The organism is Undibacterium sp. RTI2.2, assembly GCF_035018705.1.
Taxonomy (GTDB): Bacteria; Pseudomonadota; Gammaproteobacteria; order Burkholderiales; family Burkholderiaceae_D; genus Undibacterium.
Genome location: NZ_JASJXN010000005.1, coordinates 75,329 through 94,235, shown reverse-complemented (window position 1 = coordinate 94,235; position 18,907 = coordinate 75,329). Strand labels below are relative to the sequence as shown.

Below are 18,907 nucleotides of genomic sequence, written 5' to 3'. Positions count from 1 at the left end.
TACCCTTTGCTGTTAGGGAGGTCAATACTCTTCAATCCAGATGTTGGATGCAGCTATGTCGATTAGGTACTATGAGGTCGATTATTAAACAGTCAAAATGAAGCGCGCACCGCCTTGTACCACGTGGGCATAGCGGATAGTGCCGCCGTTACCCTGGATCAGTTGCTGCACCATTGCCAGGCCGATTCCGCTGCCTTTTTCTTTGGTCGAGAAAAAAGGCGTAAAAATATGAGGAACAAATTCTTCCGGTACACCAGGCCCGTTGTCGGTGACTTCTACCCGCAAACGCCCGCCACGACTCAGTTTGGCGCGTATGACCACTTCGGGCGAGGCTTTTTTGGATGTCGCTTCTTCCGCATTTTTGATGAGGTTAATCAAGGCTTGTTCAAATTGGGCAGGGTCTATCATCAATTCTAGCGATGCCGGTTCTGTTATAAATTCGGCACGTCCGCCACGTTGTGCCCACGCTGGAGAGATTAAGGTGGATAAGCGCGTAAAAAGTGTCGCCAGATGGATACGTTCTGGATGTGCAGCCGGGACATTCGACAAGCTCCGGTAGCTACCGACAAACTCCGCTAAACCATGCGCGCGGCGACTGATAGCGTCTAAAGCCATGGTCAAGTCCTTGATGCTGTCGGTAGGTAAGCTTGGTTTTAGGTCCTCTAACAAATCATGCGCGGTGCGGGATAAAGATGCCACTGGCGTCAAAGAATTCATAATTTCATGGGTCAGCACATGCACTAATTTTTGCCATGCCTGTTGCGCCTCGGATTGCAGTTCGCTTTCTACCGGCATTAAGGCAATCATCAATCGCGTGTTGCCATGCGTGGTCAAACTGCTGGTTGCAAGTAATGCGCGCTCTAGTCCTTGCTCTGTTTCAAACAAAATCATGCTGCGCTTGCCCACTACTTGCGTTCTCAGCAGATCAAATAATTGCTCAGGCTGGACCGCACGACCTGGGGCGATCAGCCGACGTGCGTTGCCATTCATTGCTTGCACGGGATAAGGCGTGGATGTGGTGTCAATCGAAAACAGGGCAATCGGTGCGTGTTCCAGACTATTTTCTAGTGTGCTTAGATTTTCTTGCAGCGTTGATGAGGTATGCGGTAATGCGGGTGCCACATCGGCTAGGACATAGATTTGGCGCGGTAATAAACCTGTCAGACCAAAACCAAATAGCCAACTACCGATCAGCGCTAGTAATCCAGACAATGCCAATAATCGTGCTGTCTGTGTAAGCTGTGTTGCAGTCAAAATATAGGCCGTAGCGCCCGCGGCAAGCATCAAAATCAATACGCCAGAAATACAGAACAGTTTGCGATATCGATAGCGCGGGTCCGGCGTTGGTGATGCCGGTGACACTGGTGACGTTGGCGATGTTTGCAATGTTTCAGTGGGCATTTCAGATGTCATGCTTTTCTAATTTCCGGTACAAAGCCGCACGACTTAAGCCCAGCAATTTAGCCGCCTGACTAATATTGCCACTAGCTTGCGTCATGGCGCTGGCAATTGTGTCGCGTTCCAGTTTGGTCAGCTTAAATGTATGAACGGTATTCTGAGTATTGTTATCTGGCGCAATCCCCGCTACTTCCGCCATCGCTACCAAAGTCGTGTTTGCAAAGCGTAAGCCAAAATCCTGAAGCTGATAATCTGCCTGCGTTCCTAAGATCACGGCTCTCTCGCATGAGTGCCTTAAAGAGCGAACATTGCCCGGCCAATCGTACTCGCACAGCGCGTTCAAAGCGGTATCGCTGAGCTGGCGTACAGGGCGCTGATATAGATTTTGATATAGCGCCAGATAATGGCTGAGCAAATCAGGGATATCTTCCCGCCGCTCGCGTAAAGGTGCTACGCGCAGGACGATGGTATTTAAGCGGAATAAAAGGTCCGAGCGAAAAATAGAGGGATCAAATAACTTGACCTCGCTTAAATTAGTCGCGCTGACGATACGCACATCAATTTTTTCTGCCTTGTCCATACCGACCGGTGTGACTTCACGCCGTTCTAGCGCGGTCAGTAATTTCGCTTGTGCACCCAAAGGTAGATTGCCAATTTCATCTAAAAATAAGACGCCACCGCGCGCCGTCTGAAAGCGTCCTGCACGGTCGCTACGCGCATCGGTAAAAGCGCCTTTGCGATGACCAAACATATCGCTCTCAAATGTGGTCTCGGGTATCGCTCCCATATCGACCGCTAAAAAATGAGCTGCTTTACGTGGTGACGCTAAATGGATGGCGCGTGCGACCAGTTCTTTACCCACGCCGTTCTCTCCCAATACCATGACATTGGCCTCGGTCGGAGCGACGTTGGCGATCATGGATTTGAGTTCACGCATGCTGGCAGAATTACCCATCAGGTTTGCAAATGCGATGGACGTATCATTATTACTGACCGCATCAGATGTACCTGATTTGTTAGATACGTGAGTAGTAGATTTTCTGGCGAGAGCCGTTTCTACCGCTGCCAGTAGTCTGGCATTGTCCCAAGGCTTGGTGATGAAATCGCAAGCACCGCGTTTTAATGCCTCCACCGCCAAAGGTACGTCGGCATACGCCGTTATGGCGATGACCGCAGGAGCGGGATGTTGTGCCCGCAACAAATCTAGCATCGCCAAACCCTCGCCTCCATCAGTGCGGCCAGCGGTAAAATTGAAATCCAGCAAGACGACATCCGGGTGTTCACGTGCTAACAAAGTTTTGACTTGTGCCGGTTCGGTCACAACCTTGACTTGCGCATATTTACGACGCAGTAAAAGTTGCGCTGCACAAGCTACATCTGGGTCGTCATCAATGATCAGCAGATGAGGTGCGCTATTAGACATGATTGTGCATAGTTGAAAATAAAGCTGGCTGGGATTTCTGTAGGTACTGGTAGGATTTTAATTTACACGGGTCAATGCACAGTCTAGCTTTGATAAAGGACACTAGCAATGATTCGCCAATGCTAACAAGCGTAAAAATAGGAAGTATCCGTGAAGTGTTCAATATCGGACAGTTTTTAAAATCTGTCTGAATCAGATTGTCCGATACCGATCAATGCCGATCGATAATCCCCAATTTTTAGTCCTTTTCAATCCAAATCAGCATGGCACAGAGATTGCGATAGTAGACATGAGTTTCAGAATGAGTAAAACATTCTCAAACAAAACCTCCTACCATTTTGATTGAACCATGAAATTATCTACGCCTCATCTTGCTGTGACCGGTGCCGCGATGGATGTCATCGTGCCGCAGAATCACAATAAGAAAATTCTGATTAGCGTGGTGTCAGTATGTTTAATCGGATTGGCGATTGCTGGTTTATGGAATCTGATGCCGCGTGGTTTGCAGGTATCTGCTGCCGATGTGCGTATCGCCAACGTCGAGAGCGGGATTTTTTTGGATGACATTATCGTCCGCTCTAAAGCCGAGGCGCTGCATTCGGTGATACTGGATTCCGTCGAATCCGGCAGGGTAGAAGAAGTGTTTGCGCATGATGGCGCGTTGGTGAAAAAAGGCGATATTCTTTTTAGGATTTCTAACCCTCAACGCAATTTAGAACTATTGCAACGTCAGTCAGAACATACTCAGCAGATTTCTAATCTGGCCAATTTGAGAGTGAATTTTGAGGCAGCAAATTCTGATCATCAGCGCCGCTTATCTGACCTTGAATTTAATCTGATGCAAGCGAAAAAAAAGCATGCCCGGAACGTCAAATTGGCTCAGCAAGGTTTTATTTCGTCGGTCGCTCTGGATGAGTCTGCTGACACCTTAGAGCAGCAGCAACGCGCTTTTAATGAAGAGAAAAATCATAGCGCGAGTGAGACCGAAGTCAAGCGTGACGCTGTTGCCCAGATGGAGTATGCGATTAAGACGATAGAAACGGGTTTGACACTGGTCAACGCTACGGTCGATGCGTTGGTGGTGCGGGCTCCAGTTGCCGGTCGCCTGACAGATTTCCGTTTGCAGATCGGTGAGACCGTGAAGACAGATCAGCATATAGGGCGTATCGATGATCCCGACCAATTTAAGCTCACAGCACAAGTCGATGAGTATTATCTGAACCGTATTGCGATAGGGCGACAAGGTGTGTTTAAGCAAGACGCCAAAGAGTATCGTGTCGAAGTTAGTCAGGTCTATCCACAAATCAAAGATGGTCGCTTTTCGATTGAATTAGTGTTTAAAAATGCACAACCTGCCAGCCTCAACCCCGGTCAAAGCCTGGATGCGCAAATTACCCTAGGTGAACCGAAAGATGCTTTGTTATTACCCAATGCGGCATTCATCACCGATAGCGGCGGCGCTTGGGTCTTTGTGGTCGCAGCCAATGGCGTTGATGCCGAGAAGCGCATGATTAAAACTGGGCGTCGCAATAACCGTCAGATAGAAGTCTTATCAGGCCTCAGTGCAGGAGAAAAAATAGTCGTGTCGAGTTACGCTACATTTGGTAATGCGACGCGCTTGCAATTGAAAAAATAGCTTCAAAAAAATAGCATCCTCGGCGCGTCAACTTAGGAAGGCGACAGCATCAACGCGATAGTTTTTTCTTTGCTGTATCAGAATGATAATTTATATACTCATAGATAGTATATTTAATTGTCCATATAAAGTCTGGACAATAGGCCAATTTTTATAAAAATGATGGGGAGTATATGGTTTTCATCAAAATTTTAAGATGCTTAACCTCATCATAAGCGCCGTACAGAACAGAGGAAATTTATTAGGGATTGTTGAGTATCTTAGATGTAATGAGAAAGCAAGCAGAGACGGTTGATGCAACTAAGTTTTTAATCAGTAAATCGGTAGTAAATCGGCAAAAAAAAAGAAAGCGATAAGACAATGAACTTTAAAGATTTTCGGATGGGGTGGCGCCTGTTGCAACAGCAGCCTGTGTATTCCGCCATTATGATTGTCAGCCTGACGATAGGATTTACTTTTTGCTTTTTGGTACTGGCATTCACCCGCTACGAATTTGGATTTGATACCAATGTTCCAGAGGTACAGAATGTGTATGTCGTCAAGGCACGTCCTAATTGGGGATTTGGTTTTTGGAGCGAGAATGTCCCTTTGTCGATGAAAGACTCGCTGGAAAAAAGCGATGCTCATTTATTGGTCACAGCAGTGTTGCCGTATTCCGCCGCAATGCGGGTGAACGACGGCGGCAATGATGTCGTGACCAAAGTAGAGCTGACTCTGGTGGATCCGGCTTTTTCTACAGTATTTGGTATCAAGCCAATGGAAGGTGATTTGCAAGCGGCACTCAGCCGCCCAGATGCACTGGCACTGTCAGTAGCGACAGCGCAAAAACTCTTTGGCGATCGTCACGTTGTTGGCAAAAATTTACAGATCAGAGGCGCTTCTTACCGTATCGCGGCGGTATTGCCTGATCAGCCGGCCACCAGCTCGATTCAGTTTTCCGCGCTAGCTGGTCTTAACTCTGCCGCATGGCCAGAGGCAGAGCGCCAGCGCGCAAGAGATAACTGGAATTACTATTCCTATGACGATAAAAATTTTCTGAATAACAAAGTCTATTTCCGCTTATTGCCCAATACGTTATTACCAAGTACGCAGTCGAATGCTACATCAGGCATTAAAACGGATACCAAGTCTGGCGGTTTATTGAGTGAGCTTGCCAGCGCAATCAACACCGACATCAGTCGCTCGGCATTGGCCGGACATCTGAATGCAAAAGATACGCAAGAGCTTGGCAACAAGCCTTTATTGAAGATCGCATTTGGTGCATTAGCAGACTCCCATCTGGATAGCGAGGCTCGCAGTAATAGCGGCTCTAAGGGTGACCCTATCGCTACGTTGGCGATGAATGCCGTCGCGTTTTTAATCCTCCTGCTAACCGCAGGCAATTACGTTAATCTCGCCACCATCCGCACCATAGCGCGTCAGCGCGAGATGGCGATCCGCAAAGTGCTGGGTGTGACAGCAGGGCGGTTGCTGATGCAGATGATGGCAGAATCGATCTTGGTATCTTTGATCGCCGCAATTGCTGGTGCCTTCTTAGCATGGTTATTACTACCAGCCTGGTCGGAGTTAACTGAGTTAGATATGGTGAGCGTTTTAACGCGTCAGGACTGGATGGCATTTGTCGCCATTGTCATCGTGATGGGTATATTGGTCGGTATCTGCGCTGCACTATATCCAGGTTGGATTGCACTCAAGATGCGCCCTGCCAGTGCTCTGGGTGGGCGTGGGAATAGTGAGACAGCAGGCGGTTTGTGGCTACGCCGCGTGTTAACCGTGATGCAATTCGCTATCGCCATGTTCGTGACCGGGGTGGTGATGACGATAGGGACGCAAATCCAATATCTGAAGCACATCGACTATGGCTACCAATTAGACTCACTGCTGATCATCAACTTGCCTGCAGAATTGAGCCAGACTGAGGTTCGTAGTTTTCAGGATGCTCTGGCACGTCGGCCAGAGATCAACGGTGTTGCAAATACAACGCCATGGCCTGCTAAGGTGGAATTTAAGACGACCAAGGCAGAGACTATTAGTCTAAGCACCTTGAGAGTAGGTCCAGAATATTTCCATACCATTGGTTTGGGGGCAGCAGTAGGGCGCGTGTTTGACCCCAACATCGATTCTGGTGACAGCAGTAATGGTTTGGTGATGAATGAGTTAGCCGCAACCCGGCTGGGCTATGCCAATGGCAATGCGGCGCTGGGGCAGATTGTTAGTATGGAAGGCAAAGCGATGCAGATTGTCGGCATCAGCAACAATGTCAGCAGCGGCTTTATGCATGGATCACCACGTCCGATTGTGTATCAGATTGCGACCTCAGAAAAATCGTCGCTAGCGCCGCTCTTGCCGCAATTAACCGTCAATGGACGCAATGATCTGACCGCAGCAAAAACAGCCATTACTGAGGTCTGGCATCAGCATTTCCCAGATATGTATTTAAATCTTAGTCATCTACGACAAAATTTGGAAGTCAACGCAGGCGGTCCTCAAGCTATTTTTGATTCTTGCGTGATTGTCGCTGCCATCATGATTCCATTGGCTATTTTCAGTATCTACATACTCTCTGCCTATGCTGTTCAGCGACGCGCTAAAGAGATCGTTATGCGTAAATTATTTGGTGCTGACAAACTCGATATCGCCAAGCTACTGCTCAAAGAATTTACGATTTTGCTCAGCATTGCCGCCATCGTCGGCTTGCCCTTGTCGTATGTTGCGGGTAGAGGTTTTGTCGAGCAATTTGCAGACCAGGCACCGATGGGATTATGGCCAATTGTCCTGGCATTGCTGGGTGCTGTCGTAGTGACTTTGCTGGCGACTACCAGACACACCTTAATCGCCGCAAGAATGTCCCCGGCAGTCGCCTTACGCGCTGCCTGAGTAAATTAGTTGTAGCAGAATTAAAAGTAAGCTGAATTAACAAGTAAATCTATTCCAGCCTTTAACAAAACATATAAGGAAGCATCATGCTAAAACTAGTCAACGTCAGCAAACTCTATGTCGCAGGCGAAGTACAGACCGCCGCACTGAACGGGGTAAATATCGAAATCGATGCTGGAGAATACGTCGCCATCACAGGCCCTTCTGGTTGCGGCAAATCGACTTTACTTAGTCTGTTGGGTTTGCTGGATATTCCTAATTCTGGTGAGTACTGGTTTGAGGGGCAAAACGTCGCAGGCTGGAGTGAGTCGCAATTAAATCAACTACGCCGCGGCAGAGTTGGCTTCATCTTCCAAAGTTTTAACCTGATAGAAGAACTCAGCGTATATGAAAACGTCGAACTGGCCTTGGAATATTCTGAAGTACCAGTCAAAGAGCGCCGCATTAAAGTCACCGCAATGTTAGAGAAGTTAGGCATAGGGCATAGGGCAAAACATAGGCCATCCCAATTGTCTGGTGGCCAGCAACAACGTGTCGCTATTGCACGTGCCTTAGTCGCTGGCCCCGCTATTTTATTAGCCGATGAACCGACAGGTAATCTCGATACTGCACATGGCGATGAAGTCATGCGCATCTTACGCACCATTAACGCCGAGGGCACGACCGTCGTAATGGTTACGCACTCGCCATCGCACGCAGCACAAGCATCACGGACATTGCATCTGCTGGACGGGCATGTGGTAGTGGATGCTTTGCGTGCCGCTTGATTGTTTGCTTTCTGACGAACTTGCCTGCTGATTTTGCATGGTGAGTTCACCATGTGGCGACCTGAACTCCCTGTCAGTAATAGCTGACGCCCCCATTACATAAGATAGACATTGATGAAATTCAGAGATTTCCGCATAGGCTGGCGCCTGCTGATACAAGAACCTGCGCATTCGCTGGTAGCGATCATAGGATTAGCCATAGGATTTATGGTGTTCTTTCTTGGCCTTAGCTATATTTATTATGCTTTGCATTTTGATCGTCATGTACCTGACAATCAGCATATCTTTATCGTCAAGAGTTTGCCAAATTGGGAGGATCAGCGCTGGCATGAAAATATTCCGACTTTAGTAAAAGATGGCCTGGAGCGCAGCGGCTTGCCATTGCATGCAACACGCTTGGTGGTGCTTGATACCGAGATGCGCGGTGACGGTGCAGTGCAAAACGTCAAACTCACCACGGCTGATGCTAGTTTGATAGAGGTATTTGGTATCAAGCCGGTTGAAGGCGATCTGTTAGTTGCCCTAAGTCGTCCGAATGCTCTGGCACTCACCGTATCGACTGCACGACGACTTTTTGGCGATACCCATGCCTTGGGAAAATACGTGCATATCAAAAACGATACTTTCCTCGTATCAGCAATTATCAGCGATACACCGGACAACTCTACAGTTCCGTTTTCTGCTGTTACCGGTATCAATACCTTGGCGTGGAAAGCGGATGAGCGTAAAGCCATATTAGACAGCTGGTCCGATTTGTCAGCTCGTCTTTACATCAAGTTAGGTGCAAATATCTCCGCAGATCAAATTGCGCGGCGTATTGCAGAGGATGCCGACAGGTCGCCTTTACGTGCGCAACTCAAAGCGGAGCAACTTGCACAATTAGGTCACGATCCGTTATATGAAGTGAAGTTAGGACCACTGACCGAGTCTTTCCTTGACCCTGTAGTCGGTGGTGGTAACGGATCAAGAAAAGGCAATCGAACGATCACTATTTCAGTTGCGTGCATCGCCTTATTCGTTTTGTTGTTAGCGATTGCAAATTACGTCAATCTGGCTACGGTCAGGATCATAGCGCGACAGCGCGAGATCGCTATTCGTAAAGTGCTTGGTGCTCCGCATTGGCGTGTCATCATGCAGATATTGACAGAGACGATACTGGTCTCTCTGATCGCGGCAGGTGTCGGGATGCTGTTGGCATGGCTAGTCTTGCCAGGATTTTCTGCTTTATCCGGTTTTGTATTGGAGTCACTGCTGACCGCTACCAATTGTTTATTGGGTATATTGGCTGTGCTAGGTTTCAGCATCGTTATAGGATTGCTGGCAGGTTTTTATCCGGCATTGATGACAGCCCAAATACGTCCCTCCGCAATCCTCGCTGGACGCGGCAGTTCGGTGAGTACTCATGGGATGTGGTTGCGCCGCAGCCTGACAGTATTTCAATTTGCAGTCGGGATGTTTTTTATTAGCATGGCATTGACAATGTCAGGGCAGCTTCAACACATCAGCCGTTTAAATTTTGGATTTGATCCAGACAAATTTCTCTCGATTGAGATGCCTTACGGATTAGAGCAGGTAAATTCTAAAAGCTTCAGTGACGCAGTAAGGCGCCTGCCTGGCGTCGTCAAAACAACGGCTTCTACCGTGGCAATCGGCCAGGCTGATTTTTGGAATGTCGATATCACCATGCCCGATGCTCGTGTCATCAAACTCGATAAAACGCTGGTCAGCCCCGACTACTTTAATGTCTATGAGATCGCCCCATTAGCAGGTCGCTTATTTGATGCAAAGATAGATAACGTTGACAATCCCAGTGTCGTAGTGATTGACGCTTTGGCTGTTACGCGCTTGGGCTTTAGCTCGCCTACCGCTGCCGTTGGACAATTCATTAAAGTCAAAGACAAGCCCTTACAAATCATCGGAGTCAATCAACCTGTCAGGACGCAGAGCCTGCTGATGGATGCTGCACCACGCGTGTTTATGCTGTCGCTAGAAACGCCATCGCTGTCCGTCAAATTTGAGGGTGATCCAGCTATTGTTAGCGCCGCTATCGCCCATCTTTGGGCGCAACATTTTCCTCAGAATATATTGCAGATTAAGCCGGTAAGGAATTTGCTGGAAAGAGGGCCAAGACAAATTGAACCTATGTTAATCATTTTTTCGATTGTGATGTGTATTGTGATTTCTCTGGCGTTTGTTGGCATGTATATTTTGTCCGCCTATAGTCTGCAACGGCGGTCAAAAGAGATCGTTTTGCGCAAGCTATACGGAGCCATGGGACGAGATATCGCTCAGTTACTTAGCTATGAGTTTATTGCGCTGATCGGCGTCGCGGCGCTACTTGGTTTGCCTGTGGCCTACGTCATGGGGGAATCTCTTTTAGATGAGTTTGCTGAACGTGCGGCGATCGGACCATGGGCGGTATTGGCCGCGCTGGTCAGTGCTTCGATCGTAGCAATGATCTCGACCATACGGCATACCAGAGTGGCAATGCATATGTCTCCTGCATCGGCTTTGCGAGGATAAAACTCTTTGTCATGTATTGAAAACGAGTGACTGGCTGGTACACTGGAGGATAAAACCTTGTTCATTTTCATTAAAAATTCTTTCAGTATTACCACTCGATACAGGAGACCATCCATATGATCAAAGGCAGTTGCTTTCATCTTCGGCATGTGCAAAAAGATGATATCCCTGAGCTGATCAGATTACTCAACGCGCCAGAATCTAAAGGTGATTTTCTCTCTTTAGAGATGATGTTGCCAGGTGCATTGGAGAAGAAATTTGAAGCAGAATCCTTGAGTAAAGAACTCAATGAAACGTTTTTAATCGTTGATCACGACGGGACGATTTTAGGTCGCGTGTTTCATTTTAAAACTATCTCTTACTTTAACTCACGTGAGATCGGCTACGGACTATTTGCTAGCGACAAGCGTGGCAAAGGCATCATGACGGAGGCCGTGCAACTGCTGACCGATTATCTGTTTAAGACCTTACTGATCAATCGCTTAGAAATCCACATGCATGTCGATAATATCGCCTCAGAAAAAGTGGCGATCAATTGCGGCTATCTAAAAGAGGGCATCGCCCGTGGCGCCTCTTTTAGCCGGGGTAGACATGTTGATATGGCCATGTATGCACTGTTGCGGCATGAGTGGGAAGTACTTTGAGTAAGTCTGAGTTAGTTGATGTAGGTTTAATTACTGGATCAATCTAAAATTTCGATTTAGAGCGTCCAATCATTCTGCGGCTTCTGGCGTGATTTCCTTCCAAGAGCCGCAGAATGATTGGACATCCGTTTTTAGAGTTGACTTGTTAATCTGCTTTACGTGTTCTGGCGATGAACTCTGCATGCGGATAATCTGCTACCGTAAAATCAAATCCGCGTGAGGTCAGCCAGGTACAAGCTTCTTCTATCGTCGAGAAATAGTGGACTAAGTTTTCTGGCAAGTTGCCAGTTTGGCGGCGGTGGATTTCTTTGCGCATATTGTCTGGCACAACTACAGCGAGACAGACGCAAGAATTCTGGAATGCCCATTCACGCATTTTAGGGAATGCTTGTAGCGAATCTACATTCGACATCTCCCAATGAGCGGCATTGGTCAGACCCGCCCAAGACTGGTTGACCGGTGCCTTTTTTTTCGTATCGAGAAAGCAAGCCCAAGTGCCTTCTTCATTAAAACTACCCGCTGTAGTGCGTACGAGGACGTTGCGTACTACGGTAATTTCCTATTGACCATGTATTTTCATCAGATTGATTTTAGATGATGGAATTCGTATTTTACTAGTGTCTTATTAATGTCGGATCGATGTCTGATCAATGCGTTATTTGTGCATGCTAACAATTAAACGCCTTGCTAAATCCTATGTTGATACTACCGCAAATTCCTGCTGCAAATAGTGCACGATATCCTTGGATTCATATAACCACTTCACGCTGCCGTCGTCGTTGCTGATCTTCAGGCAGGGGACTTTAGGGCTGCCGCCTTGGGCTAATAAAGTTTGGCGATGTTCTGTCATATGTTGCGTATTACGTAGTTCTATAGTCAGCGACAGGCGCGCCATTTCTTTCCGCACCTTGATGCAAAAAGGGCACGTTGCAAACTGATATAAGGCCAGCTTTTGGCATGCTGCATCGACCTTAGTCTGATCAGCGACGGGGCGCACGACACCTTTTGGCCGTGTCAGGCTTTCTTTCAACAGCATGAAAGGGCCGAGGACGATGCGCAGCAGTCTAAAAAAGTATTTCATGAGTTCTACCAGGTTTAAAAATGATGACGCTGTTATCGAGATTGCCGATGTTATGGACGATGTTGTGGACGACGGTATCGACGATGGTATTGATAACGATTCAGCGCAGAAGGGCGCATTGTAAGCGACAAGTGCATGATTTCGGCAGATTGTATTGATGCGTGATCCACGCATCTCCCTAAGAAAATGTCTTACCGTCTTTGACCCAAATTGCCAGAGCCACAGCAAGCTCGTCCATCACAGTATTCCAACTTCCTGCTGAGTCCTGCCTGAACAGACGCATTTGATGCGGGTACCATGGGCTGTCCTGACGATGCGCCAGCCAGCGCCAGTCTGGTTTATAGTCCGGCACTAACAGCCAGCAGGGCACACCCAAAGCACCAGCCAGATGTGCGACAGCGGTGTCGACACTGATGACTAAATCCAGTTGTTTGATGATGGCCGCAGTGTCTGCAAAATCTGTGACGCAGTCACCCAGCATTAACACTGAAAATGACTCAGGGATAGATTCTCCCGCCAACTCTTTTTGCAGGCTGACAAATTGAACGCCAGGCACTTTTAATACCGGCGTCAAATAGGTCACCGACGGCAGCGAGCGGTGCGCATCATTTTCAAAACGAGAGTTGCCTTTCCAGACCAGACCTACGCGTTTCTGATTGGCAGACGACAGCTGTGAATATTGGGCTGGCCATTTTTCTGACCACTGTTGCAGCACATCTGCATCGGCATGCAGATAAGGAATAGTCGCAGGGATAGTATCTAAGCGGGTCTCAAAATGAAAAGGCAAGCTCATTGGTAAGGTCCAAAAATCCCATTCCCGGTTCGATAAATTATCATCCAGAGATAAAATTTCATCCACATCCGCCAGACCGCCGAACAATCTTTTTAAACCTGGATGACAAATCAACGTGACTTTAGTCGCGCCTTTTTCTCTCAGAAAAACAGCATAGCGACAGAATTGGATCATGTCGCCGTGACCTGCCTCAAAACCGATCACGATCGATTTGCCGGACAGGTCGCCACCTTGCCAGCGCTGACAAGTAAACACAGCCGATATACGTGTAATCCAATCACGCGCTTCCATGCAAGGCCAGCCTTCGGCATAGCGCCCTTGCCGCAACAAAATATAGGCTAAATTAAAACGTGCTGTCGCATAATCGTGGCTCAGATTGAGCGCAGTACGGTAGCAATCCTCAGCTTCTTCCTCTCGTTTCGTACAGGCTAGCAAGACACCCAAATTGGACCACAATGCGGGTGAGTCGGAGGTAAATAATAAACACTGCCGGTATACGTTCTCCGCCTCATCAAAGCGATCGCGTGCCATCAGCATCGCGCCTAAGTTCAGATAAGTTTGTACCACGTCGGGTCGTACCGTGATCGCTTGCTGATACCAAAACTCAGCACTCCTCCATGCGCCAACTTGCTCTTGCAGATAAGCCAGGTTAATCATCACCTCGGAAAAGTCGGGAGCGATTTCCAGCGCTTGCATAAAACAGGCAAGCGCTTTGTCATTTTCAGCAACTGCCATCAACTGATTACCGGTAGCGAAAAGTGTGAGAGCTGATTCGGGATAATCTGACATCGGATTCGCTTATGGGAAAAATCTGGTTTCTGTCCTGCGGGATTATATTTGCGTAAGTACTAATTTTTTAAAACAATGTGTTACAACGATGTATGTAGTTTGAGACTGTTCGCTGTATAACTGATGATTTTGGACGCCTCGATGCTATACACTATGACGGCCATTTAACTACTCAATTATTTGAATAGCTAAATAGCGCGTTGTTCTTCGGGAACCGGTTTAAGACGCTAAAAAATCAATCAAGCCTTTGTTAAATTCTGCTGCATGAGACAGATTAAATCCATGCGGGCCGCCCTCGATGACGCATAACTGGCTATCCTTAATTGCTTTGTGAGTTCTTGCGCCACTTACCTCCAGAGGCACGATACCATCAGCATCCCCGTGGATCACCAAAGTTGGTATGGTGCATTTAGTCAGGTCGCTACGGAAGTCCGTGTAAGAAAACGCGCCAATACAATCTAATGTCCCTTTGGGTGACGCGAAAGATGCAATCTCACGCGCATATACGCGCTGTGCTTCACTGACTAGCAACTTACCGTTCACGCTGAAAAAGTTAGTCGTGAACGTATCCAGAAAACTGATGCGGTCGCTGATGACGGCTTCCTGAAATTGCTTGATCGTCGCATCATCTAATCCTCCTTCAGGATTGTCGGCCGACTTGTAGAGATACGGAGGTACAGCGCCGGCAAATACCGCTTTGCCGACACGCTCGGTGCCGTATGTACTGATATAACGAGCGACTTCACCACCACCCATAGAAAAGCCGACAAGTGTGGCGTTTTTTAGATTGAGATGGGTTATCAGTTGATGCAAGTCAGCAGAAAAATGATCATAGTCGTAACCGGACCAGGGTTGTGACGACCCGCCAAAACCACGACGATCATAGGTTATTACACGATAGCCAGCTGCTACCAGAGCGGGTACTTGTGCCTCCCAAGATCGGCCACTTAATGGCCAGCCATGGATAAGGACAATCGGCAATCCGCTGCCATGATCCTCATAATACAAGTCAATCGGGGCTTGTTGAGGACTTTCAATTTTCAATATAGGCATTTAAAAACTCCTTGAGGTGATGTTGATACAAGCTTGCCGCGAGTTTTAAATTATTGATCGCGACCATTTTTCCGTTATCAATTACGGCAAAGCAAAATACATTATTGTTTTATGGATAAATTAACTGATCACTCATCACAGGCTAGAAGATAAAGCGCTATAAGCTCAAATTAGGCAACTCTGCATAAAATTAATTTGCTGAGGGCGCACCGACTTGTCGTTGCGGCGCCGCTTTGGCAAAAGCATCCAGTGCTTCACAGCTAGCCATAATCCTGTCAACAGTCGGTATATCGTTAACAGTGATTTTAAAAATGCGCATCACGGCAATAATACTGGCGAGGCAAATATCCGCGATGGTCGGTTTATCGCCATGACAAAATATTCCTGTATCTGGCTCCGACGCCAGCCGTTGTTCCAGCGCTTGCAGGCCAGTGGTGAACCAGTTAATTTGCCAGGCTCGCCAAGCTGCGTCATCAAAATGGCTAGTGCCAACTAAATATTTTTTTACTCGCGGGGTGATTAAAGGATGCATGTCGGCAACCAGTATTGATGCCAGAGAGCGCACTCGGGCACGAGCGTGCAGATCTTTTGGCAGTAATGCTGGGGACGGTTGAGATTCCTCTAAAAATTCCAGAATCGCTAGAGATTGCGTAATTGGCGGATGTCCTGCCTCAATCAGTGCAGGGATTGCCCCCATAGGATTGATCTTAAGGAAAGCCTCACTGCGTTGCTCGCCAGCATCGATGTTGACGATCTTCTCGTGCGCGACCAGACCTTTCAGATTCAAGGCAACGCGCACACGGTAAGTTGCTGACGTGCGCCAGAACGCAAATAACTCAAACTCAGGTTGTTTCAACATAAGACCTCCTAAAGAACAAAATTGAATGATTTGGCTAACAGAGCGTTGACTAATAGGGAAATCAATTTAGATGGTTAAAACTCTCTTTATTTCGTCAATTTTCAATGAAAAAAAATCTCTATTTTGATCGTACCACCTCGGTATTTCGCATTGGGTAATACGTTGCAGAATATGGAGGCTATCTTTCTGGGAAAAAGGTATGAGGTCAGATCAAACATTGATTTATTTACTGATTTTACTACAGTCACTAAAGTAAGTTTTTTCAGGCTGCGCGCATACTTTTTTAGGGTATCGATTGATGTTTTTGGTAGTTAAACGCTATTCAGGTAGCATCATTTTATCTCTGAGTTTAACTGCCAGTCAGAGCATTTATTTGCCTAAGATTGATATGGTAAGTATTGCAGGAAATGATGGTAAATAATGACGGTTGGAGCTACCGGATTTTTTATGAATTGTGTAAGCGTTTTAAAGTTCTGCGATTCGGAGTTTACTTGGGCTAAATAAATCCGTATTACTCCTATGGTGATTTTTATAATCACTGATTATTTCTTTCCAGAGTTTTCAGCAGGTATACTTTTGGAAAAATAGGTATTACACCAATAGTTAAATTGAAGATGCTGATGCCAAGCACATCCAGTTCTGAAATTAATTCTGGGGAATAAATTTCAGCAATTACCTCAGAATTTACGCTGTAAACACCACCTTTACTCAACGTAAAGTTGTAAACAATATTTAAGGTATTTTCAGCAGATTCCCACAAGCTATTTATATGTGCTAGGAACAGAGGACTATTTTTAATGTTTTGATAGGTCGAGGGATGATTCACTCTTGCCGCTTTTAGATAGGATAAGGTGTACAGCATAAAGTCGCTCATGCCGCTTATATTTCCAGCGTAAGATTGGAGTCCACTAGTTTTTAATTTTTCATAAACGCTAGTAGACGTTAAGTCTAGTTCCAGCCTAGCGGTAAGCGTGTAGGCGTTGAATTCATCCACCCCCATTGATATATCGTTACCTATGAATTTTTTGCTGTTAACAATGTAAGTGTTAAAGTTTGAATTTGACGGTAAAACTACTTTGAATTTGTCTGGTATTACTTCCTCGACGATGGAAAAGTTAGTGCTATCACCCGGACGTCGCTCGGTTAAACAAAGCAACCGAAGCGATTGAAGAACACAACACCAGCTTGGAAGGCGCCTTGGTGTCGATTGACTTCAACGTCAAAAACAAACTCTCCGACAAAAAACTGGCAGACCTGCTATCGCACTTTTCTAAACATCGTCTCCGCAACCAAGATTTCGAATCGACCGATTTGTTAGGCACTGCCTACGAATACCTGATCAAAATGTTTGCCGACTCAGCGGGTAAAAAAGGCGGTGAGTTCTATACGCCTAGCGAAGTCGTGCAATTGCTGGTGGCTTTATTGCAGCCGCATGAATTATCGCACTTGGCTTTCAGCTCGCGACGATAGCCTTTAATTCTATAAATGTTGAGTTTGACTGACCGCAATAAAGAGCCTCGAACGGCAGCAGAGTGGGTTAGGCTTCAATGGGTATTAAGCGGGATACACTCGCTACCTTTGCGCTGTTGCAGAACAATGTTGCACCAAAGCCGTAGATTGACTCGACTTCAACTCGCATTCGTTCCCTGACCCCTTGGGTCACCGGGTAGATGACGAGCGAGTTGATGACATTTTGAAAATTGAAATCCTCGACCTGGACTTCTTCGACTCCGACGAAGGCGAATCGGATGACTACTTCCTTGATAAGAACAACTTTGTATTCTGCTGTTCCCACGTTTCTCGGCTCGTACTCTCGTACTTGTACTTCAAGCTCGGCGTCGGACGTCTTGGTGTCTGGCGATGCACCGCGGGCAAGCGAGAAGCGAATGACCTCTGCATCATGGAACGACGGCCACCACCCCAACGCAGACAGCACTTCTTCTGCACCTTGGATGGGAGGAATGTTCGCCATATGAGACCTAACGTTAAATTGACCGGCGCGAAGCGTCCGTGTCGGATGTTGAGTTAAACGGACTTGTTGTCTGCCAATGGAACATATTATTGAAGTCATCAAAACATTCGTTGCAGATCTAACGATCACGATCATCTGCCGTAAATCCCTCACGCAATGCGTCTACGGATTCGTTAGACATAAATTTAGCAAAACAAAACTCGCAATAGTCGTGATCATTTTCGGAACTCTTTGGTGCGGAACTACACCAATGAAGTGCGACACTTTTTAAGTATCGTTCCTGATTCGTTAGCCGCCAATCGCCCGTTGCTTTCATGTAGTTTGTGCGTTTAACTTCAAATAGAGTTAAATAACACGCATAACCTAGAGGTCTGTCCGCCTATTCTGGCGAAGCAGTTGCTTCCTAGCTGTGCGCGTTTCAGTTCTACCTCGTGTCTTTGCCTGGCGTTTGCTTGCTCCAAGCCCAGATTGGCGATCAATTGCTCTCGTTGCGCTAATTCCTCCTCTTGCTCTTGTGAAGTGGCTTGTAATCCAGCCAGCCTGATGCGCTCGCGCAGATCGGGCAATTGAATGAAATCGTTGAGTGCGTCTGCCGTTGTTTTTGTTGGTTTGCTCATCGATTGGCTCCGTAGTTCTCTAAACAAATGCTTAAATTTGAGAGCCATCGTTTGTGCAGCGCCAGAAGCGAGCCTGATACTGGAAGTGAGTAAGCTGCGGTAGATTACTTTGGTCTCAAAGAAGCCGTGTAGGTCTTCGGGGATATTGAGACGAAAGTACAAAACACCATGTCTATTGCGGTGTAAATTGGAAGGTAATTTGATGCCCATTTTGTGTGAGTTGTGACACTCATATGTGACACTAGACAAAAACAGAGCATAAAAACAAAAAAACCCTTGAAAAATCAAGAGCTTAGTGTCTTCTTGGTGCCGAGAGCCGGAATCGAACCGGCACGCCTTGCAGCGCGGGATTTTGAGTCCCGTGCGTCTACCTATTCCGCCATCTCGGCAACGCAAGCCAAGATTATGACAGAGCGGCAAAAATATTGCAAGAGCGCGCTAGCATTCTTGCTTTGCTGGCGCTGATTCTCCTTAT

The 18,907-nt window shown here is 47.0% G+C and carries 17 protein-coding genes, 1 tRNA gene and 1 pseudogene; 7 read left to right on the top strand and 12 right to left on the bottom strand.

Annotated features, from left to right (window positions below; all coding sequences use genetic code 11):
• Positions 1-84: 84 nt before the first annotated feature.
• Both QN395_RS04440 and QN395_RS04435 read right to left on the bottom strand, forming a co-directional pair.
• Complete coding sequence (locus QN395_RS04440; RefSeq protein WP_323491780.1) at positions 85-1,401, bottom strand: sensor histidine kinase; 1,317 nt, start codon at positions 1,399-1,401, stop codon at positions 85-87.
• A 1-nt stretch (position 1,402) separates the two neighbouring features.
• Entirely contained in the window at positions 1,403-2,821 is a 1,419-nt protein-coding gene (locus tag QN395_RS04435; RefSeq protein ID WP_323491779.1) for a sigma-54 dependent transcriptional regulator, read from the bottom strand.
• Between the two features lie 349 nt (positions 2,822-3,170).
• Here QN395_RS04435 and QN395_RS04430 point away from each other — a divergent pair, with 349 nt between their 5' ends.
• From QN395_RS04430 to QN395_RS04410, 5 genes are all read left to right on the top strand, one after another.
• Entirely contained in the window at positions 3,171-4,457 is a 1,287-nt protein-coding gene (locus QN395_RS04430; RefSeq protein ID WP_322117922.1) for an efflux RND transporter periplasmic adaptor subunit, read from the top strand.
• Between the two features lie 360 nt (positions 4,458-4,817).
• Positions 4,818-7,334 carry an ABC transporter permease gene (locus QN395_RS04425; protein ID WP_322117923.1) on the top strand — a complete coding sequence of 839 codons (2,517 nt, stop codon included), beginning with the start codon at positions 4,818-4,820 and terminating at the stop codon, positions 7,332-7,334.
• Positions 7,335-7,420: 86 nt separating this feature from the next.
• Complete coding sequence (locus QN395_RS04420) at positions 7,421-8,101, top strand: ABC transporter ATP-binding protein (RefSeq protein ID WP_322117924.1); 681 nt, start codon at positions 7,421-7,423, stop codon at positions 8,099-8,101.
• 114 nt (positions 8,102-8,215) lie between these two features.
• Positions 8,216-10,624, top strand: coding sequence for an ABC transporter permease (locus tag QN395_RS04415; protein ID WP_322117925.1), 2,409 nt, complete (start codon positions 8,216-8,218; stop codon positions 10,622-10,624).
• 116 nt (positions 10,625-10,740) lie between these two features.
• Complete coding sequence (locus tag QN395_RS04410) at positions 10,741-11,268, top strand: GNAT family protein (RefSeq protein ID WP_322117926.1); 528 nt, start codon at positions 10,741-10,743, stop codon at positions 11,266-11,268.
• Positions 11,269-11,413: 145 nt separating this feature from the next.
• On the opposite strand, the gene QN395_RS04405 is transcribed toward QN395_RS04410, so the two are convergent.
• Positions 11,414-11,680 (bottom strand): hypothetical protein, encoded by a 267-nt coding sequence (locus QN395_RS04405; RefSeq protein WP_323491778.1) that lies wholly within the window; start codon positions 11,678-11,680, stop codon positions 11,414-11,416.
• A 282-nt stretch (positions 11,681-11,962) separates the two neighbouring features.
• On the bottom strand, positions 11,963-12,349 hold the full coding sequence (locus QN395_RS04400) for a glutathione S-transferase N-terminal domain-containing protein (RefSeq protein ID WP_322117928.1): 387 nt from the start codon (positions 12,347-12,349) through the stop codon (positions 11,963-11,965).
• On the opposite strand from QN395_RS04400, the gene QN395_RS04395 reads away from it, so the two are divergent.
• A complete protein-coding gene (locus tag QN395_RS04395; protein WP_322117929.1) occupies positions 12,348-12,473 on the top strand; it encodes a hypothetical protein in 126 nt (41 codons plus the stop codon). The genes QN395_RS04400 and QN395_RS04395 overlap by 2 nt on opposite strands.
• Before the next feature lie 54 nt (positions 12,474-12,527).
• On the opposite strand, the gene QN395_RS04390 is transcribed toward QN395_RS04395, so the two are convergent.
• The 4 genes from QN395_RS04390 to QN395_RS04375 all read right to left on the bottom strand — a co-directional run bounded on the left by QN395_RS04390 (position 12,528) and on the right by QN395_RS04375 (position 16,843).
• The gene (locus QN395_RS04390) at positions 12,528-13,931 is read right to left on the bottom strand and encodes a tetratricopeptide repeat-containing glycosyltransferase family protein (RefSeq protein WP_322117930.1); all 1,404 of its coding nucleotides are present in this window, start codon (positions 13,929-13,931) and stop codon (positions 12,528-12,530) included.
• A gap of 219 nt (positions 13,932-14,150) precedes the next feature.
• Positions 14,151-14,984: an alpha/beta hydrolase gene (locus tag QN395_RS04385; RefSeq protein ID WP_322117931.1), complete on the bottom strand. Its 834-nt coding sequence runs from the start codon at positions 14,982-14,984 to the stop codon at positions 14,151-14,153.
• A gap of 190 nt (positions 14,985-15,174) precedes the next feature.
• A complete protein-coding gene (maiA, locus tag QN395_RS04380) occupies positions 15,175-15,843 on the bottom strand; it encodes a maleylacetoacetate isomerase (RefSeq protein WP_322117932.1) in 669 nt (222 codons plus the stop codon).
• A 535-nt stretch (positions 15,844-16,378) separates the two neighbouring features.
• Complete coding sequence (locus tag QN395_RS04375) at positions 16,379-16,843, bottom strand: hypothetical protein (protein ID WP_322117933.1); 465 nt, start codon at positions 16,841-16,843, stop codon at positions 16,379-16,381.
• A gap of 200 nt (positions 16,844-17,043) precedes the next feature.
• Between QN395_RS04375 and QN395_RS04370 the strand changes: the two genes are divergently transcribed.
• Positions 17,044-17,313 carry an N-6 DNA methylase gene (locus tag QN395_RS04370; RefSeq protein ID WP_322117934.1) on the top strand — a complete coding sequence of 90 codons (270 nt, stop codon included), beginning with the start codon at positions 17,044-17,046 and terminating at the stop codon, positions 17,311-17,313.
• Positions 17,314-17,380: 67 nt separating this feature from the next.
• Here QN395_RS04370 and QN395_RS04365 read toward each other — a convergent pair whose 3' ends face one another.
• The 4 genes and pseudogenes from QN395_RS04365 to QN395_RS04355 form a co-directional block, all read right to left on the bottom strand.
• Positions 17,381-17,815, bottom strand: a complete 435-nt coding sequence (locus tag QN395_RS04365; protein WP_322117935.1) for an Imm50 family immunity protein — start codon at positions 17,813-17,815, stop codon at positions 17,381-17,383.
• A 335-nt stretch (positions 17,816-18,150) separates the two neighbouring features.
• Positions 18,151-18,432: a hypothetical protein gene (locus QN395_RS04360; RefSeq protein ID WP_323491777.1), complete on the bottom strand. Its 282-nt coding sequence runs from the start codon at positions 18,430-18,432 to the stop codon at positions 18,151-18,153.
• A 21-nt stretch (positions 18,433-18,453) separates the two neighbouring features.
• Positions 18,454-18,642 (bottom strand): annotated as a pseudogene (locus tag QN395_RS21590) (DUF6538 domain-containing protein); the annotation flags it as partial.
• Between the two features lie 94 nt (positions 18,643-18,736).
• A tRNA-Leu gene (locus tag QN395_RS04355) sits at positions 18,737-18,821 on the bottom strand.
• Between the last annotated feature and the right edge of the window lie 86 nt (positions 18,822-18,907).